General features: G+C 69.2%; 16 protein-coding genes. 6 read left to right on the top strand and 10 right to left on the bottom strand.

The genetic code is table 11. The features are described 5' to 3' along the window. Nucleotides 1-65: 65 nt before the first annotated feature. The gene (locus FFI97_RS12710; RefSeq protein ID WP_139705771.1) at nt 66-1277 is read left to right on the top strand and encodes a YihY family inner membrane protein; all 1212 of its coding nucleotides are present in this window, start codon (nt 66-68) and stop codon (nt 1275-1277) included. A gap of 22 nt (nt 1278-1299) precedes the next feature. On the opposite strand, the gene FFI97_RS12705 is transcribed toward FFI97_RS12710, so the two are convergent. Next, nucleotides 1300-1650 (bottom strand): Mpo1-like protein, encoded by a 351-nt coding sequence (locus tag FFI97_RS12705; RefSeq protein ID WP_062476696.1) that lies wholly within the window; start codon nt 1648-1650, stop codon nt 1300-1302. Nucleotides 1651-1748: 98 nt separating this feature from the next. Here FFI97_RS12705 and FFI97_RS12700 point away from each other — a divergent pair, with 98 nt between their 5' ends. Both FFI97_RS12700 and FFI97_RS12695 read left to right on the top strand, forming a co-directional pair. Then, complete coding sequence (locus FFI97_RS12700; RefSeq protein WP_139705773.1) at nt 1749-2132, top strand: thioredoxin family protein; 384 nt, start codon at nt 1749-1751, stop codon at nt 2130-2132. Nucleotides 2133-2153: 21 nt separating this feature from the next. Further along, nucleotides 2154-2819, top strand: coding sequence for an NAD-dependent epimerase/dehydratase family protein (locus FFI97_RS12695; protein WP_070059721.1), 666 nt, complete (start codon nt 2154-2156; stop codon nt 2817-2819). Nucleotides 2820-2843: 24 nt separating this feature from the next. On the opposite strand, the gene FFI97_RS12690 is transcribed toward FFI97_RS12695, so the two are convergent. Genes FFI97_RS12690 through FFI97_RS12675 form a run of 4 tightly spaced genes read right to left on the bottom strand, consistent with a single transcriptional unit; the run spans nt 2844 to nt 6423 of the window. Beyond that, nucleotides 2844-3653: an alpha/beta fold hydrolase gene (locus FFI97_RS12690; RefSeq protein WP_139705775.1), complete on the bottom strand. Its 810-nt coding sequence runs from the start codon at nt 3651-3653 to the stop codon at nt 2844-2846. A 51-nt stretch (nt 3654-3704) separates the two neighbouring features. Next, the gene (locus FFI97_RS12685; protein WP_144004445.1) at nt 3705-4100 is read right to left on the bottom strand and encodes a hypothetical protein; all 396 of its coding nucleotides are present in this window, start codon (nt 4098-4100) and stop codon (nt 3705-3707) included. A 29-nt stretch (nt 4101-4129) separates the two neighbouring features. Further along, nucleotides 4130-5110: a hypothetical protein gene (locus FFI97_RS12680; protein ID WP_144004444.1), complete on the bottom strand. Its 981-nt coding sequence runs from the start codon at nt 5108-5110 to the stop codon at nt 4130-4132. Nucleotides 5111-5118: 8 nt separating this feature from the next. Then, nucleotides 5119-6423, bottom strand: a complete 1305-nt coding sequence (locus FFI97_RS12675; RefSeq protein WP_139705779.1) for an O-acetylhomoserine aminocarboxypropyltransferase — start codon at nt 6421-6423, stop codon at nt 5119-5121. 148 nt (nt 6424-6571) lie between these two features. Between FFI97_RS12675 and FFI97_RS12670 the strand changes: the two genes are divergently transcribed. Then, a complete protein-coding gene (locus FFI97_RS12670; RefSeq protein WP_095744536.1) occupies nt 6572-7030 on the top strand; it encodes a CBS domain-containing protein in 459 nt (152 codons plus the stop codon). Between the two features lie 30 nt (nt 7031-7060). On the opposite strand, the gene FFI97_RS12665 is transcribed toward FFI97_RS12670, so the two are convergent. Further along, nucleotides 7061-8044, bottom strand: a complete 984-nt coding sequence (locus FFI97_RS12665) for a Bug family tripartite tricarboxylate transporter substrate binding protein (protein ID WP_139705781.1) — start codon at nt 8042-8044, stop codon at nt 7061-7063. An 8-nt stretch (nt 8045-8052) separates the two neighbouring features. Further along, a complete protein-coding gene (locus tag FFI97_RS12660) occupies nt 8053-9165 on the bottom strand; it encodes an adenosine deaminase (RefSeq protein WP_260684985.1) in 1113 nt (370 codons plus the stop codon). A gap of 85 nt (nt 9166-9250) precedes the next feature. Here FFI97_RS12660 and FFI97_RS12655 point away from each other — a divergent pair, with 85 nt between their 5' ends. Continuing rightward, entirely contained in the window at nt 9251-10153 is a 903-nt protein-coding gene (locus FFI97_RS12655) for a LysR family transcriptional regulator (protein WP_139705783.1), read from the top strand. Here FFI97_RS12655 and FFI97_RS12650 read toward each other — a convergent pair. Together FFI97_RS12650 and FFI97_RS12645 are read right to left on the bottom strand one after the other, a co-directional pair. Then, complete coding sequence (locus tag FFI97_RS12650; RefSeq protein WP_260684984.1) at nt 10150-10806, bottom strand: GNAT family N-acetyltransferase; 657 nt, start codon at nt 10804-10806, stop codon at nt 10150-10152. The two genes, FFI97_RS12655 and FFI97_RS12650, sit on opposite strands and share 4 nt — an antisense overlap. Nucleotides 10807-11266: 460 nt before the next feature. Further along, nucleotides 11267-12487, bottom strand: a complete 1221-nt coding sequence (locus tag FFI97_RS12645) for a polyhydroxyalkanoate depolymerase (RefSeq protein ID WP_139705785.1) — start codon at nt 12485-12487, stop codon at nt 11267-11269. A gap of 91 nt (nt 12488-12578) precedes the next feature. Here FFI97_RS12645 and FFI97_RS12640 point away from each other — a divergent pair, with 91 nt between their 5' ends. Continuing rightward, nucleotides 12579-13235, top strand: coding sequence for a glutathione S-transferase (locus tag FFI97_RS12640; protein ID WP_062476661.1), 657 nt, complete (start codon nt 12579-12581; stop codon nt 13233-13235). Nucleotides 13236-13245: 10 nt separating this feature from the next. Here the strand turns inward: FFI97_RS12640 and FFI97_RS12635 are convergent, their stop codons facing one another. Next, on the bottom strand, nt 13246-14073 hold the full coding sequence (locus FFI97_RS12635) for a helix-turn-helix domain-containing protein (protein ID WP_139705787.1): 828 nt from the start codon (nt 14071-14073) through the stop codon (nt 13246-13248). Nucleotides 14074-14177 lie beyond the last annotated feature (104 nt).

Here is a 14177-nt window from a genome sequence, read left to right as displayed (position 1 = left end):
GTGGCGGCGAAAGAGAGAGGGGGAGACGCACTGGGTGTGGCGCGTCTCGGGAAAGAGCGGATGGCATGATACCGGCCATGAATCGCAGGCAGCTTTGGAGGGATCTTTCGCGCTTTCCTTGGCGCAACACCGCAGCGGTCTTGGGGGAGCGTTTTCGCGAAGACCGCCTCGGCCTCACGGCCAGCAGCCTGACCTTCACCACGACCATCGCCATGGTGCCGTTCTTCACGGTGGCGCTCGCGCTGTTCACCGTGTTCCCGATGTTCGCCACCATGCAGGGCCGCCTGCAGCGCTGGCTGATCGAGAGCCTGATTCCCGACAACATCGCGCGCCAGGTGCTGGGCTACCTGAACCAGTTCGCGAGCAAGGCCAGCGGGCTGGGCATCGCGGGCCTGGTGGTGCTGCTGATCACCGCCATCGCGCTGATCCTCACCATCGACAAGACGCTCAACAACATCTGGCGCGTGCGAACGCCGCGGCCGCTCGCGCAGCGGGTGCTGATCTACTGGGCCACCATCACGCTCGGGCCGCTGATTCTTGCGGTGAGCCTGTCGACCACCTCGTACGTGTTCGCCGCCTCGCGCGACGTGGTGGGCGGAGGCATCGTCAAGCTGGCCTTCGACACCCTGGAATTCCTGCTGCTCGCGGCCGGCATGGCCGGGCTGTACCACTACGTGCCGAACACCACGGTGCGCTGGTCGCACGCCTGGGCCGGCGGCCTCTTCGTGGCGGCCGCCATCGAGATCGCCAAGCGCGTGCTGGGCTACTACCTGAGCCTGGTGCCGACCTATTCGGTGCTGTACGGCGCCTTCGCCACTTTCCCGATCCTGCTGGTGTGGATCTATGTGGCCTGGGTGATCGTGCTGCTGGGCGCCGTCATCGCGGCCTACCTGCCGAGTTTGCTGACGGGCGTGGCGCGTCGCGGCGGCGCGGCGGGCTGGCCGATGCAGCTCGCGATGGAAGTGCTGCAGCACCTGGCGCGCGCGCAGGCCACGCCGGCCAAGGGCATGGGCGCGAGCGAACTGCTGACGCGCATGCGGGTCGACGGGCTGCAACTGGCGCCGGTGCTCGACACGCTGGTGCGGCTCGACTGGATCGCGCCGCTGGCCGAGGAGCCCGCCAACCAGGACCCGCGCTACGTGCTGCTGGCCGACCCGTCGACGCCCATCGAGCCGCTGCTGCGCGAGCTGCTGATGCCGCGCGCCGAGCCGCTCGAAGACCTGTGGCAGAAGGGCCCGCTGCGCACGCTGCGGCTGGGCGACGTGCTATTGATCTAGGAGCGCCCTGGCGTTCGGGTCGTCAGATCTTGACGCGGCCGGCCCAGATGTCCCGGTACATCGTCCAGTCGCCCATGAAGGAGTACAGCGGGCGCTTGAACGAGGCCGGCTTGTTCTTCTCGAAGCCGAAGTGCCCGACCCAGGCGAAGCCGTAGCCCGCCACCAGCCCGGCCAGCAGCCACCACGGATTGAGCGTGACCACCAGGGCCACGAGGCACAGCAGCGAAATCGTCGAGCCCGCGAAATGCAGCCGTCGGCAGGTGACGTTGGCGTGCTCGGTCAGATAGAAGGGATAGAACTCGGCAAAGCTCGTGAAGCGGCGCGGATCGACCGTGGCCGGCGTGTCCGGCGCGGCAGGGGTGGAGGTGTTCATCGTGGGTCTCCTGCGCCCCGCAGGGGCTTTGTTGATAATAGCCACGACCCCGCGGCCGCACCACCCGGGTTCGCCATCCCACCTTCGCCGTATCCACCTTGAGCGCTGTTCCCGTCGTCCCCGTCGATTCTTCCGCCGATGCCAACGCGCTGTGGGTCGTCTGCCTGTGCGCCGAATGGTGCGGCACCTGCCGCGACTACCGGCCGCTGCTGGTCGAGCTGGCAAAGGCGCACCCGCAGTTCCGCTTCGCCTGGGTCGACATCGAGGACCACGCCGAGATCGCCGACGCCTTCGACGTCGAGACCTTCCCGACCCTGCTGGTGGCGGGCGCCGACGGCACGCGCTTTCTCGGTCCGCTGCTGCCGCACATCGAAACGCTGTCGCGCCTGCTCGGCGCGCTGCAGCCGCCGCAGCCTTCCAGCCTCGACGTCGACCTGCTGCTGGCCGTGCTCGAGAAAAAGCCCGCGGCCTTCGCGGTCTGACCGCTTCGGAGCTTCCCTCCCATGAACATCCTGATCTTTGGCGCCACCGGCATGGTGGGGCAAGGCGTGCTGCGCGAGTGCCTGCTGGCGCCCGACGTGGAACGCGTGGTGGCCGTGGGACGCAGTGCCACCGGGCAGCAGCATCCCAAGCTGCAGGACCTGGTGCACAAAGACATGTTCGACTACCGCGCCATCGAGTCGCAGCTGACGGGCTTCGACGCCTGCTTCTTCTGCCTGGGCGTGTCGTCGGTCGGCATGAAGGAGCCGGAGTACAAGCGCATCACCTACGACCTGACGATCGCAGCCGCCACCGTGCTGGCGCGGCTCAACCCGGGCATGACCTTCACCTATGTGACGGGCGCGGGCACCGACAGCAGCGAGCGCGGCGAACGCATGTGGGCGCGCGTGAAGGGCGCGACCGAGAACGCGCTGATGCGCCTGCCGTTTCGCGCGTCCTACATGTTCCGGCCCGGGATGATCCAGCCGCTGCACGGCGTGCGCTCGAAGACGCCGCTGTACGACGCCGCGATCGTGGTGCTCAAGCCCGTGCTCGGGCTGGCCCACCGCTGGTGGCCCGACCGCGTGACCACCACCGAGAAGGTGGGCCGCGCGATGCTCGCGGTGGCGCGCCGGGGCGCACGCAAGGTGCTGCTCGATCCGGCGGACATCAACGCGCTGGGCAGCTAGGCCGCCCGGCGTTCGTCGCAGTTTTCAGCCCGCGACGAAGTCGCGCAGCGCGAACAGCACCTCGTCCGGCGCCTCGCTCATCAGCGCGTGGCCGGCATGCACCGTCACCACCTTGGCGTTGCGCGCCTTGCCCACCAGCGCCTTGGTGGCGCGCGGCGGCGTCATCTGGTCGGCGTCGCCCAAAAGGAACAGCACCGGGCACTGCACCTTCTCCATCGCGGCCTCGCCGTTCGCATAGTCGTTGCAGGCCTTGAAGCCGATGTGGAACACATTGGCTTCGCGGTTGCTTGCGAGCACGCGGCGCATCAGCGCGCGCGAGCTGCCGTACAGCCAGGTGCCCGGGCCGAGCGACGAAGGCGGCGGCGCCAGCAGCGAGTGCGAGAAGGTGTTGACCATCGCGATGGCGCGCTGCGGATCGCTCACCGAGCTTTCGAGCAGCGCGGGCGACACCACCATCGGGTAAGCGGTGCCGACCATCGCGAGCTGCGTGATGCGCGCGGGTGCGCGTGCCGCGGCCTCGAGCGCGATCAGCGAGCCGAAGCTGTGGCCGACCAGCGCGGCCTTCTGTACGCCCGCTGCGTCGAGCAGCGCGATGACGAACTGCGCGGCCTCTTCCACGCTGGCCGGCGGTGCGCCGGCGCTCTTGCAGTGGCCCGGCAGGTCGACCGCCAGCACGTTCCAGCCGTGGTTGGCGAACCAGCGGCTTTGCAAAATCCACACGCTGTGGTCGTTGAGCACGCCGTGGATGAACACCACCGTGGGCTTGGCCGCATCGAAGGGCTTGCCGGCGGTGTAGCAGTAGGTGTCGTGGCCGTTGACTTGAAGGATGCTCATGGCGTCTCTTTCTGGGGTCTTGTGTGTCTTGTGTTCGTGTGAGGTGGCGGATCAGCGCGTCGACGCGGCCCGGGCGTGCGGGGGCAGCGCCCAGTTGCGGACCGCGCTCGGCAGGATCTCGCCCGTCTCGTGCTTGAAATGCATCAGCGTGCCGTCGAGTTCGAGGTCCGAGCCGTCTCGCAGCAGGAAGCCCAGGTAGTCGCCGCCGTCGTCTTGCGCGACGAGCAGCGCACGCGCGGCTTCGGGGTGGCTGGCCACCCAGTCGCCGTCGTCGCCGATGTCGTCCAGCATGCACAGGCGCTCGCGCGGGAACCAGTGCCACTGGCGAGGGTCTTGCGCGCCGGGATCACTGTCGTCGTGGTCTTCGTCGCTTTCGTCTCCGTCGTCGGGCTCCACATACGTCGGCAGGCCGGTGCGCAGCAACTCGGCGTAGGCCGGGGGCAGCACCAGTTGCGCGACGTTGATCGCCTGCCCGGTCAGCGCCTGCTGCCGGACCTGGAGCGCGGCAAAGATCCGCGCGGAGCGAGCGCCGGGTCGGCGTCCGGTGAGGCCGTGATCCGCGACAGCAGCGCGGCGCGCTGCGCACGGAACGCCTGGCTGTGCATCTCGGCGGGCTGGGCGAAGGCCGAGCGCCATTCCTTGCCGAAGCGCATGCCGGTGAAACCGCCGCTCGCCAGCGCCTGCCGCAGGTCGTCGCTGACCAGCGGGGCGCTTTCATCGGGCAGCCAGAGCAGGTCCAGCGGCTGAAGATGCACGGGCCAATGGGCCGATGCCATGTCGAGCACCGCCCGCCCATGGCGGGACACGCCGGTGGGCTGGAACGCTTCGGCCATGACATGCGCCCCGTGTTCGAGCGCGCGCCCCGGCGCGACGTAGCCGGGCGTGCGGGGCAGCTCTTGCTCGAATTCGGTGGCCGCCTGCGCGAACTGGGCCGCCGTCTCGAAGCTGCCTGCCGCGAAGACGCGGTGATGGCGGGGCCGGTCTTTCTGCAGCCGCACGGTGATGCGCAGCGCGGTGCGCGCCAGGTCCAGGCTGTCGAGCCACTGTCCGTCGCCGAGCCAGTGCATCAGCCGGTACTCGGCGCGCTGGTCACCGAAGCGTGCGTGGTGGTACGCGGGAAAGCGGGCCTGGACGTCGTAGGCGCGGTGGGCCGGCAGCTTGAATTGCGTCAACAGCGCGTGCAGCCTGAGGCTCACGAGCAGGCATCTCGCGTGCGGCGAGCCGTCGCCCGACCAGTCGGCCAGGTCGGGAAATCGCGGCGGATGGCCCCAGCCCTGCGACATCTCGATGCGCTGCGGCGCGGCCCAGAAATGCGCGCGGCCGATCGCAGGCGCGTCGCCGTAGCCGCCGTAGGTCTCGCGGTCGCGCGTGCCGTCAGGGTGCGCGGCGAAGAAATGCGGCGCGACGCCGAGCGCGTCCGGGCCCTTCAGCCATTCGAAGAACGGTGTCGGCTCCATCGGCGCGGTCAGGCTTTTTCCGCCGCCTTCAGCGCGCGCTTCAAGTCGTCGATCAGGTCGGCCGGGTCTTCCAGGCCGATCGACAGGCGGATGGTGCCCTGCGAAATGCCCGCGCCCGCCAGTGCCTCGTCGGTCATGCGGAAGTGCGTGGTGCTGGCCGGGTGGATCACCAGGCTGCGGCAATCGCCCACGTTGGCCAGGTGGCTGAACAGCTTGAGCGCCTCGATGAAGGCCTTGCCCTGCGCGCGGCTGCCCTTGATGTCGAAGCTGAACACCGCGCCGGCACCGCGCGCGCCGTGGCGCAGCAGCTTCTGCGCGAGCGCGTGGCTCGGGTGCGACTCGATCAGCGGATGTCCCACACGGGACACGAACGGATGGCTGGCCAGGAACTCGACCACCTTCTGCGTGTTGTCGATGTGGCGCTCCATGCGCAGTGGCAGCGTCTCGATGCCCTGCAGGATCAGCCACGCCGTGTGCGGGCTCATCGAGGCGCCGAAGTCGCGCAGGCCTTCGCGGCGCGCGCGCAGCAGGAAGGCACCGACGGTGCTTTCCTCGCTGAACACCATGTTGTGGAAGCCGTCGTAGGCCTGCGTGAGCTCGGCGAACTTGCCCGACTTCTCCCAGTCGAAGCTGCCGCCGTCGACCACCACGCCGCCGATGACGGTGCCGTGGCCCGACAGGAACTTGGTGGCCGAGTGGTAGACCAGGTCGGCGCCCCAGTCGAAGGGCTTGATGAGGTAGGGCGATGTGAGCGTGGAGTCGACCAGCAGCGGCACGCCGGCTTCGTGGGCGATGTCGCTCACGGCGGGAATGTCGAGCACATCGAGGCCCGGGTTGCCCACGGTCTCGCCGAAGAAGAGCTTGGTCTCGGGGCGTACCGCGGCGCGCCAGCCGTCGAGGTCGCCGGGCTTCACGAAGGTGGTCTCGATGCCGAAGCGGCGCATCGTGTAGTGCAGCAGGTTCTGCGAACCGCCGTACAGCGCCGTGCTGGCCACGATGTGCGAGCCCGCGCCCATCAGCGTGGCCACCGACAGGTGCAGCGCCGCCTGGCCGCTGGCCGTGGCGATGGCGCCGATGCCGCCTTCGAGCGCCGACACGCGCTGCTCCAGCACCGCGTTGGTCGGGTTGCTGATGCGCGAGTAGACGTGGCCCGCGCGTTCCAGGTTGAACAGCGCGGCCGCGTGGTCGCTGGATTCGAAGACGAAGGAGGTCGTCAGGTGGATGGGAACGGCCCGCGCGCCGGTGGTGGGGTCGGGGGCGGCGCCGGCGTGCAGCGCGAGGGTGTCGAAACCGGGGTCGGAATAACCGGGCATGAAGGCCTTTCTGTTGTCTCTTCGCAATGCCCCGTGATGCCGGCAATGCTTGCACAGGCGACAGGGGCGTTCGGGTCGGCGTCGATTGTGGGCTATATTCAAATCGGCACGACGCCGAGAACGACGAATCCCCGAGAGGAGCACCACCATGAAAGTCAGCGACATTCTTCGCGTCAAGGGCAACACGCTCTTCACCATCACGCCGGACGACCCGCTGGCCGAAGCCGCCCAGACCATGGCGGACAAGGACATTGGTTCACTGGTGGTCATGGAGCACGGCGACCTGGTCGGCATGCTCACCTTCCGTGAAGTGATCGTGGCGGTCGTCAACAACGGCGGCCAGGTCGGGACCACGCTGGTGCGCAAGGCCATGGACGACGCGCCCGTCACCTGCACGCTCGAAACCGACCTCGACGAAATCCGCCGCATCATGCTGGAGCGCCACGCGCGCTACATGCCCGTGATGGACAAGCGCATGCTCATGGGCGTGATCAGCTTCTACGACGTGGCCAAGGCCGTGGTCGACGCGCAGAACTTCGAGAACAAGATGCTCAAGGCCTACATCCGCGACTGGCCGGAAGACGAGAGCAACGAAAAGGCCGGCTGAGCCCGGCCGGCCGATGGTCGGACGGACCGCCTACTCTTTGATGTTGGCGGTTTCGACGATCTTCTTGTTGCGTGCGTACTCCGACTGCACGAACTTCCCGAACGCCTCCGGCGTTCCGCTGCCCGGCAACGCGCCTTGCTCCGCCAGCTTGGCGCGCACGCCTTCTTCCTGCAGCACCGCATTCAGTTCCTGGTTGAGCCGCGCCACCACGGCCGGCGGCGTCTTCGCGGGCGCGAAGATGCCGGTCCAGCTCACCATGTCGTAGCCCTTGAGGCCGGGCATCTCGTTGAAGGTGGGCACCTGCGCGAGCGCCGGTAGGCGCTGGCTGCCGGTGATGCCCAATGCCTTCAGGCGCTTGCCGTTCACGTGCGGGATGGCGCTGGTGCTCACCAGCATCGCGAGGTCGACCTGGTCGCCGATCACGTCGGTGGCGATCTGCGCGCCGCCGCGGTAGGGCACGTGGGTCACGAAGATGCCGCTGCGCTCCTTGAGCAGTTCCATCGCCAGCTGCAGCACAGTGCCCACGCCCGAGGTGGCGTAGTTGTAGTGGCCCGGCTGGGCCTTGGCGAGCTTCACGAAGTCGGCGTAGCTGCGCACGTCCAGGCCGGGGCGCGCCACCAGCACCATCGGCGCGGTGTTGAGCAGGCCGACGGGTGCCAGGTCTTTGAGCGGATCGAAGCGGAAGGCCGAGGGGTTGACCAGCCGGCCGATGGCGATGGCGCTGTCGGGGCCGACCACCAGCGTGTAGCCGTCGGGCGCCGCGCTCACGGCCTTGGCCACGCCGATGGCGCCGCCCGCGCCGCTCACGTTCTCGATCACCACCGACTGCTTGAGCCGCTCGCCCAGGCGCTGCGCCACGAGGCGGGCGTTGACGTCCACGCTGCCGCCGGCCGTGTAGGGCACGATCAGCGTGAGGGGCTTGGCGGCGGGCCAGGCTGGCTGGGCGAGGGCGCCCGTGGGCAGGGCGGCACAGAGTGCGGCGGCAGCGAGGATCAGGCGGCGGTTCGTGGTCATGGCGGGGTTCATCCGGGGAAGGGTGTGGCGGAAGGCGTGGGTTCGCAGGGCAGGCGGGCGCGCAGCGCGTCGAAGGCGGCGCTCCATTCGGCGCGCCACTGGCGGCGCTGCGTGTCGTCGATCCAGGCGCCGTCCAGGCCGTTGTGCATGAAGCCGCGCAAATCGTCCAGGCCGAAACCGAAGTCGCGCACCATCATCAGCCAGGCGCCCGTGGGCGTGACCTGGTGCAGCGTCGGGTCGTCGGTGTTCGGGTGGATGCGCAGGCCCAGGCCGGGCATGCGGCGGATCGGGTGGTCCAGGGCCCAGCGCTCGGGCGGCAGCGTGCGCAGGTAATAGGAGTTGGTCGGCACGACGGTGAAGATCACGCCGCGCTCGGCGCACTGGCGCGCGAAGTCGGGCTGGTCGACCACCGTGTAGCCGTGGTCGATGCGGTCGACCTGCAACAGCTCGACCGCGGTGCGCACATTGGTCCAGGGCATGCCGAACTCGCCGGCGTGCGCGGTGGTCTTCAGGCCGGCCTTCTTCGCATCGGCGTACGCACGGGCGAACAGCTCGGGCGGCCGGTCGTTCTCGCGGTAGTCGATGCCGATGCCGATCACCTCGTCGCAGCGGTGGGCCTTGACCCACTCGACCATCTCCACCGCCGCCTCGGCGCTGGCCTCGCGGTCGATGGCGGCGATGAGCCGGCCGGTGATGCCGAACGCCTGCTGCGCATCGTGGATCGCGCGGACGATGGCGCCCTGCGCGAGTGGGTAGGCAATGCCCGAGCCGTGCACCGTGCCGGTCGGGTTCCAGAAGAACTCGGCGTAGCGCACCTGGTGCGAGGCCGCGTCCTGCAGGTATTCGAGGGTGAGCTGGTACAGGTCGTCGGCGCTGCGCACCAGCTGGGCGTCGAGTGCGCGCAGCACGCGCAGCACGCCCACGGGCTTTTCGCCGCGCGTGTAGAAGCCGTCGATTTCCGCGTTGGCCAGCGGCGCGCCGGCGCGCTGGTTGAGCTGGCGGAAGGTCTCGTGGCGCACGGTGCCGAAGAGGTGGCAGTGCAGTTCCACCTTGGGAATGGCGCGCAGCATCGCTTCGAGCGTGAAAGGAGCGGCGGCGGGCGCAGGCGCGGCAAGGGTCATGCGGCGCAGTCTAGGCAGTGCGTGCTCATAAGGAAAATTTTGAATTTCTATAATTTGATTCATTGAATCGATAACCAGGACGCCCATGGCCGCCTTGCCCCTGCGTGCGCTCACGCTGCGCCAGCTGCAGTGTTTCTCGGTGCTGGTCGAGGAAGAGCACTTCGGCCGCGCGGCGCGCCGCCTCGCCATCACGCAGCCCGCGCTGAGCAACGCGATCAAGCAGATGGAAAAGCTGCTCGGCGCCGAGCTGCTGACCCGCTCCACCCACCGGCTCGAACTCACACCGGTCGGCGCCGAAGTGCTGGCGCGCACCGATTTCCTGGTCCACACCTTCGAGGTGGCGCTGCGCGACATCGAAAGCACGGTGCAGCGCGGCCGGGCCTACGTGCGCGTGGGTGTGATCCCCTCGGCCAGTGCGCGTGTCGCGGCGGCGGCGGCCGGCTTCCTGCAGCAGCGCGCCGAGGTGGAGCTGGCCTGGCGCGACGCGCCCTCCACGGTGCTGCTGGCCGAGTTGCGCAGCGGCCAGCTCGACATGGCCGTGGCCGCCATCACCGAGCCGCCCGGCGGGCTGGCATGCATCGACCTGTTCCGCGACCCGCTGGTGCTGGTGGTGCGCAGCGACCACGCGCTGGCGGCGGCCGGCGAGGCGCGCTGGGAGGCCATCGGCAGCGAGCGCCTCGTGCTGTTCGAAAGCGGCAGCATGCCGGCGCTGGGCGACCCGGCGCGCGCGCAGTTCGCGCAGGGCGCGCAGCCGTACCGCGTGAGCTATTCCGAAACGCTCTACGCGCTGGTGCGCAGCGGGCAGGCGCTGGGGCTGATGCCGCGGCTGTACACCTCGTCGCTGCGCGACCCCGAGCTGGTGGTGGTGCCGCTGTCGGCACCGCGCATCGAGCGGCGCGTGGTGCTGGCCTACCTGCCGGGGCCGATGCGCAACGTGGCGGCGCAGGAGCTCATCGGGTTCCTGCGCGAGCGGTTGCCGCAGGCTTAAGCGGTTTCCAACATCGCCATGCGCGTTTCACTACTGAAACGCTCCAGCGTCCAGCCTTCGCCGAGCATGAACATGCGCGTGTGCAGCTGCGACAGCGTGTCGCCGTCCACCTCGTCGCCGAGATAACTCAAGCGCTTCTCGCGCAGGTCGACAAAGCCCGTCGTGTAGTCACGCCCCAGGCGCAGCCACAGCGCATGCGCGCCCGGCGACTGGCGCGCGCCGCTCATCAGGCACATGCCGCTGCCCAGCGCCCAGCGGTACACGGCCGTGGCCAGGCCGCGCCGCTGGTAGGCCGGGTCGTACTGCGAATGCGGCGCGCGGATGTGGCGGTCGGCGCGGCGGTCGAGTTCGATCAGGCGGTTGAACACGGTGTAGCCGACCAGCCGCTGGTGGCGCACGTCCTCGATGTACACGTAGGTCTCGCCGTCGGCCTCGCGAAAGCGCGCGCGCAGGTCGGGGTCGTCCAGGTGCAGCGCGGGCAGGTCCTGCACGCGCTCGCCCATGGCGCGCATGCGCTCGTACACCGGCGTCAGCGGCTCGCTCGGGCGGCCCTTCTTCGGATCGACGTCGATGCGCAGCTCGGCCGGCCGCAGCAGGCGGCGGCGCAGCGCGTCGAACGACAGCCAGGCGGGCCAGGGCGGCAGGGCAGGCAAAGGCGAAAAAGAGACGGAAGGGGAGCAGGCAAGAGCCACCACGGGGAAATCCTCACGACGAAACACGACGGCGAAGCGGGCGAGGTCCTTCCGCGCGGCACGGGGCCGGAGGCGGGAAGAAGGTCGGACGCTGGGGAAGTGGTGCGTCGCCCGGGCCGAGCGATCAATGGACCAGGGCCAGGACGCGCGACCGCGCGGGGCGGGTGCCCGACGGTCGATGTGCGCTGAAGAAAAAAAGGAGGCTGACCGCCGGGCTCAGGGATGTGCGAGGGTCTGCTGCGACCTCGCCGTCATCGCCGCGGGTGCGCGCACGCGCGCGTCGCCCGGGGCCGCAGAGGCCGCCGCGCGATCGAAACCGGGGATGAAAACCATGACGTTCATAGGGTCGATTGTAGGAAGCCGGGGGTGTTCGGGCAACCAAAGCCCCCGCGGTCTCTGCCAGATTGAATGCGGGTTGCGCTCAGTGCAGTTCGTCGGCCGCGTGGATCGTCTCGCGCACGCGCGGGTAGATCTGCGTGTTCCATTTGCTGCCGCTGAACACGCCGTAGTGCCCCACGCCGGCCTGCAGGTGGTGCGTCTTGAGGTACGGGCGGATGCCGCTGCACAGGTCCTGCGCGGCCACGGTCTGGCCGACCGCGCAGATGTCGTCGCGCTCGCCCTCCACCGTGAGCAGCGCGGTGCGCCGGATCGCCGCGGGGTTCACCGTGCGCCCGGCCACGGTGAGCACGCCGCGCGGCAGGTCATAGGTCTGGAACACGCGCTCGACGGTCTCCAGGTAGAACTCGGCCGGCAGGTCGTTCACGGCCAGGTACTCGTCGTAGAACTCGGCGATGGTGCGGGCCTTGTCGAGCTCGCCTTCGACGAGCAGGCGCTCCATGTCCTCGAACTGCTTCTTGTGGCGCTCGGGGTTCATGCTCATGAAGGCCGTGAGCTGCAGGAAGCCCGGGTACACGCGCCGCATCGCGCCCGCATGCGGCCACGGCACGTGGCTGATGAGGTTGCGGCGGAACCAGTCGATGGGCCGGTCGGTCGCGAGCTTGTTCACGGCGGTCGGGTTGATGCGGCAATCGACCGGCCCCGCCATCAGCGTGAGGCTGCGCGGCGTGGCCGGGTGGTCGTCTTCCGCCATGAGCGCGGTCGCAGCCAGCGCGGCCACGCAGGGCTGGCACACGGCGACCATGTGCGCGCCCGGGCCCACGGCCTCGACGAAGCGCATCAGCTGCAGCGTGTAGTCGTCCAGCCCGAAGCGGCCCTGCCACAGCGGCACGTCGCGCGCGTTGTGCCAGTCGGTCAGGTACACGTCGTGGTCGCGCAGCAAGGTGCGCACGGTTTCGCGCAGCAGCGTGGCGAAATGGCCCGACAGTGGTGCGACCAGCAGCACGCGCGGGTGCACCGCTTCGGTGTGTGCCTTGCGAAAGTGCAACAGCGTCCCGAAAGGCGAGACCAGCGCGACCTCTTCGTGCACGGGCACGTCGGTGCCGTCGACCATGACGCTGTCGATGCCGTAGGCCGGCCGCGTGTGGGTGAGCCGCATGCGCGAGAAGACCTCGCAGCGTGCGGCCATGCGCCGCAGCGCGGTGCGCTCGGTGCCGTCCTGCCAGAGGGCTCGGCCCAGGTACTGCGCGGTGAGCCGCCATGGCGAGAGCAGGTCGGCCTGGTTCTGGTAAGCGCGGTACAGCATGCAGGGGCTGCAGGCAAGTTGCGGGCCAGCAAGCACGGCAACTCGTGGCACGGCGCTTGCACACAGCACGCATCGTCCAAGGAGTGTCGCGATGGCCAAACCCGTTCTCACGATCAGCAGCAAGAACTACGGCGCCTGGGCGCTGCGCGGCTGGCTGATGTGCAGGCTCGCGGGGTTGGACTTCAGTGAGAAGGTCATTCCGCCCGACGACCCGGCCATGAAGGCCGAGATGCTGCTGCTGTCGTCGTCGATGCTGGTGCCCTCGCTGCAGCACGGCGGCATCAAGGTGTGGGACACGCTGGCCATCGGCGAGTACCTGAACGAGATCAAGCCCAAGGCCGGCCTGCTGCCCGCCGATGCCGCGGCGCGCGCGCACTGCCGTGCCATCTGCGGCGAGATGCACTCGGGCTTCGCCTCGATGCGCGGCGCGTTGCCGATGAACATCAAGGCCCGCTTCAAGAACTTCAAGGTGTGGTCGCGCGCGCAGGGCGACATCGACCGCATCGTCGCCATCTGGCGCGAGTGCCTCAAGGCCTACGGTGGCCCGTTCCTCTTCGGCAAGCAGCCCGGCATGGCCGACGCGATGTACGCGCCCGTGGTCACGCGCTTCCTGAGCTACGACGTGGCGCTCGACAGCGTGTGCGCCGCGTACTGCAAGCGCGTGATGGAACTGCCCGCCATGAAGGAGTGGGTGGCCGCCGCGCTGCAGGAGCCCGACGAGATCGACGAGCTCGACGCGGAGTTCTGACGCTTGTTCTTCAGGGACCCGCGGGCGGCAGGCCGAGGCCGTCCTGCCGCAGCCGGCGTTCGATGCTCTGCGCGGCCTGCTGCAGGTCGCCCAGGTGCGCCGTCACGATCTCGCGCTCGCTCTTCACCGCCGGCAGCCACGCGCAACTGAGGCAACCCACCACCTGATCGCCCAACCGCACCGGCACCGACACCGCGCCGAAGCGGTCGGGCGAATCGAGGCTGGTGGACGTGGGGTCGCGCGCCGCATAGCCCTGGTCGCGTGCGTGCGCCACCATGCGGCGGATGCTGTCGGGGCGCCGCGCGCCGCGGTCGAAGTCGTTCGGTGAACGCGCCAGCGCGGCGAGGATTTCTCGCCGCTCATCCTCGGGGCAGAACGCGAGGTAGCAGCGCCCGAGCGACGACAGCAGCATCGGCGGGCGAAAGCCCAGTGCGCGGTAGTTCACCGCGAGGCCGTTGCGCGGCCGGTCGGTGTCGAGGATCAGCATGGCGGTGCCGTCGCGCACGCCGAGGTCGATGGGCCACGGCACCAGCCGCTGCAACGTGGCGCGCGGCGATGCGGCCAACGCCGTGAGCCGCGTTCGCCACGCGGCCGCAGCGCCCGACTGGCCGGTGGCCGAGGTGGGCACGTAGCGTTTCTCCAGCTCGTTGCGCTCCACCCATCCGGCCTGCTGCAGCGTCTTCAGGATGCGCAGCAGCGTGGCCTTCGACAGGCCGGTCTGCCGGTGCAGCTCCTGCAGCGTGACGGCCGACGAACGCTGGATGGCCAGCATCACGTCGAGCCCGCGGCGCAGGGCATCGATCGACTTCACGCTGTGCGCGCCGGTGGTGTCCGACATGTCGCCTCCGAAGAAAAAAGGTTCACTCAGTGAAACTATATCTTCTGGCCGCGCGGCGCCATTCCTACAGTCCGACGACACCCCCACGTCGTCTCACCGAGAAG

This window comes from Variovorax sp. KBS0712, assembly GCF_006323185.2.
GTDB lineage: Bacteria > Pseudomonadota > Gammaproteobacteria > Burkholderiales > Burkholderiaceae_C > Variovorax > Variovorax boronicumulans.
The sequence above is the reverse complement of the archived record's forward strand: the minus strand, read 5'-3'. Positions and strand labels throughout refer to the sequence as shown.

What these genes read in the sequence shown, in the direction of transcription:
- FFI97_RS12645 (WP_139705785.1), bottom strand. Translation starts at nt 12,487, where the DNA reads ATGCTGTACCGCGCTTACCAGAACCAGGCCGACCTGCTCTCGCCATGG.
- FFI97_RS12695 (WP_070059721.1), top strand. Translation starts at nt 2,154, where the DNA reads ATGAACATCCTGATCTTTGGCGCCACCGGCATGGTGGGGCAAGGCGTG.
- FFI97_RS12675 (WP_139705779.1), bottom strand. Translation starts at nt 6,423, where the DNA reads ATGCCCGGTTATTCCGACCCCGGTTTCGACACCCTCGCGCTGCACGCC.
- FFI97_RS12670 (WP_095744536.1), top strand. Translation starts at nt 6,572, where the DNA reads ATGAAAGTCAGCGACATTCTTCGCGTCAAGGGCAACACGCTCTTCACC.
- FFI97_RS12710 (WP_139705771.1), top strand. Translation starts at nt 66, where the DNA reads ATGATACCGGCCATGAATCGCAGGCAGCTTTGGAGGGATCTTTCGCGC.
- FFI97_RS12635 (WP_139705787.1), bottom strand. Translation starts at nt 14,073, where the DNA reads ATGTCGGACACCACCGGCGCGCACAGCGTGAAGTCGATCGATGCCCTG.
- FFI97_RS12705 (WP_062476696.1), bottom strand. Translation starts at nt 1,650, where the DNA reads ATGAACACCTCCACCCCTGCCGCGCCGGACACGCCGGCCACGGTCGAT.
- FFI97_RS12665 (WP_139705781.1), bottom strand. Translation starts at nt 8,044, where the DNA reads ATGACCACGAACCGCCGCCTGATCCTCGCTGCCGCCGCACTCTGTGCC.
- FFI97_RS12690 (WP_139705775.1), bottom strand. Translation starts at nt 3,653, where the DNA reads ATGAGCATCCTTCAAGTCAACGGCCACGACACCTACTGCTACACCGCC.
- FFI97_RS12660 (WP_260684985.1), bottom strand. Translation starts at nt 9,165, where the DNA reads ATGACCCTTGCCGCGCCTGCGCCCGCCGCCGCTCCTTTCACGCTCGAA.
- FFI97_RS12655 (WP_139705783.1), top strand. Translation starts at nt 9,251, where the DNA reads ATGGCCGCCTTGCCCCTGCGTGCGCTCACGCTGCGCCAGCTGCAGTGT.
- FFI97_RS12640 (WP_062476661.1), top strand. Translation starts at nt 12,579, where the DNA reads ATGGCCAAACCCGTTCTCACGATCAGCAGCAAGAACTACGGCGCCTGG.
- FFI97_RS12680 (WP_144004444.1), bottom strand. Translation starts at nt 5,110, where the DNA reads ATGGAGCCGACACCGTTCTTCGAATGGCTGAAGGGCCCGGACGCGCTC.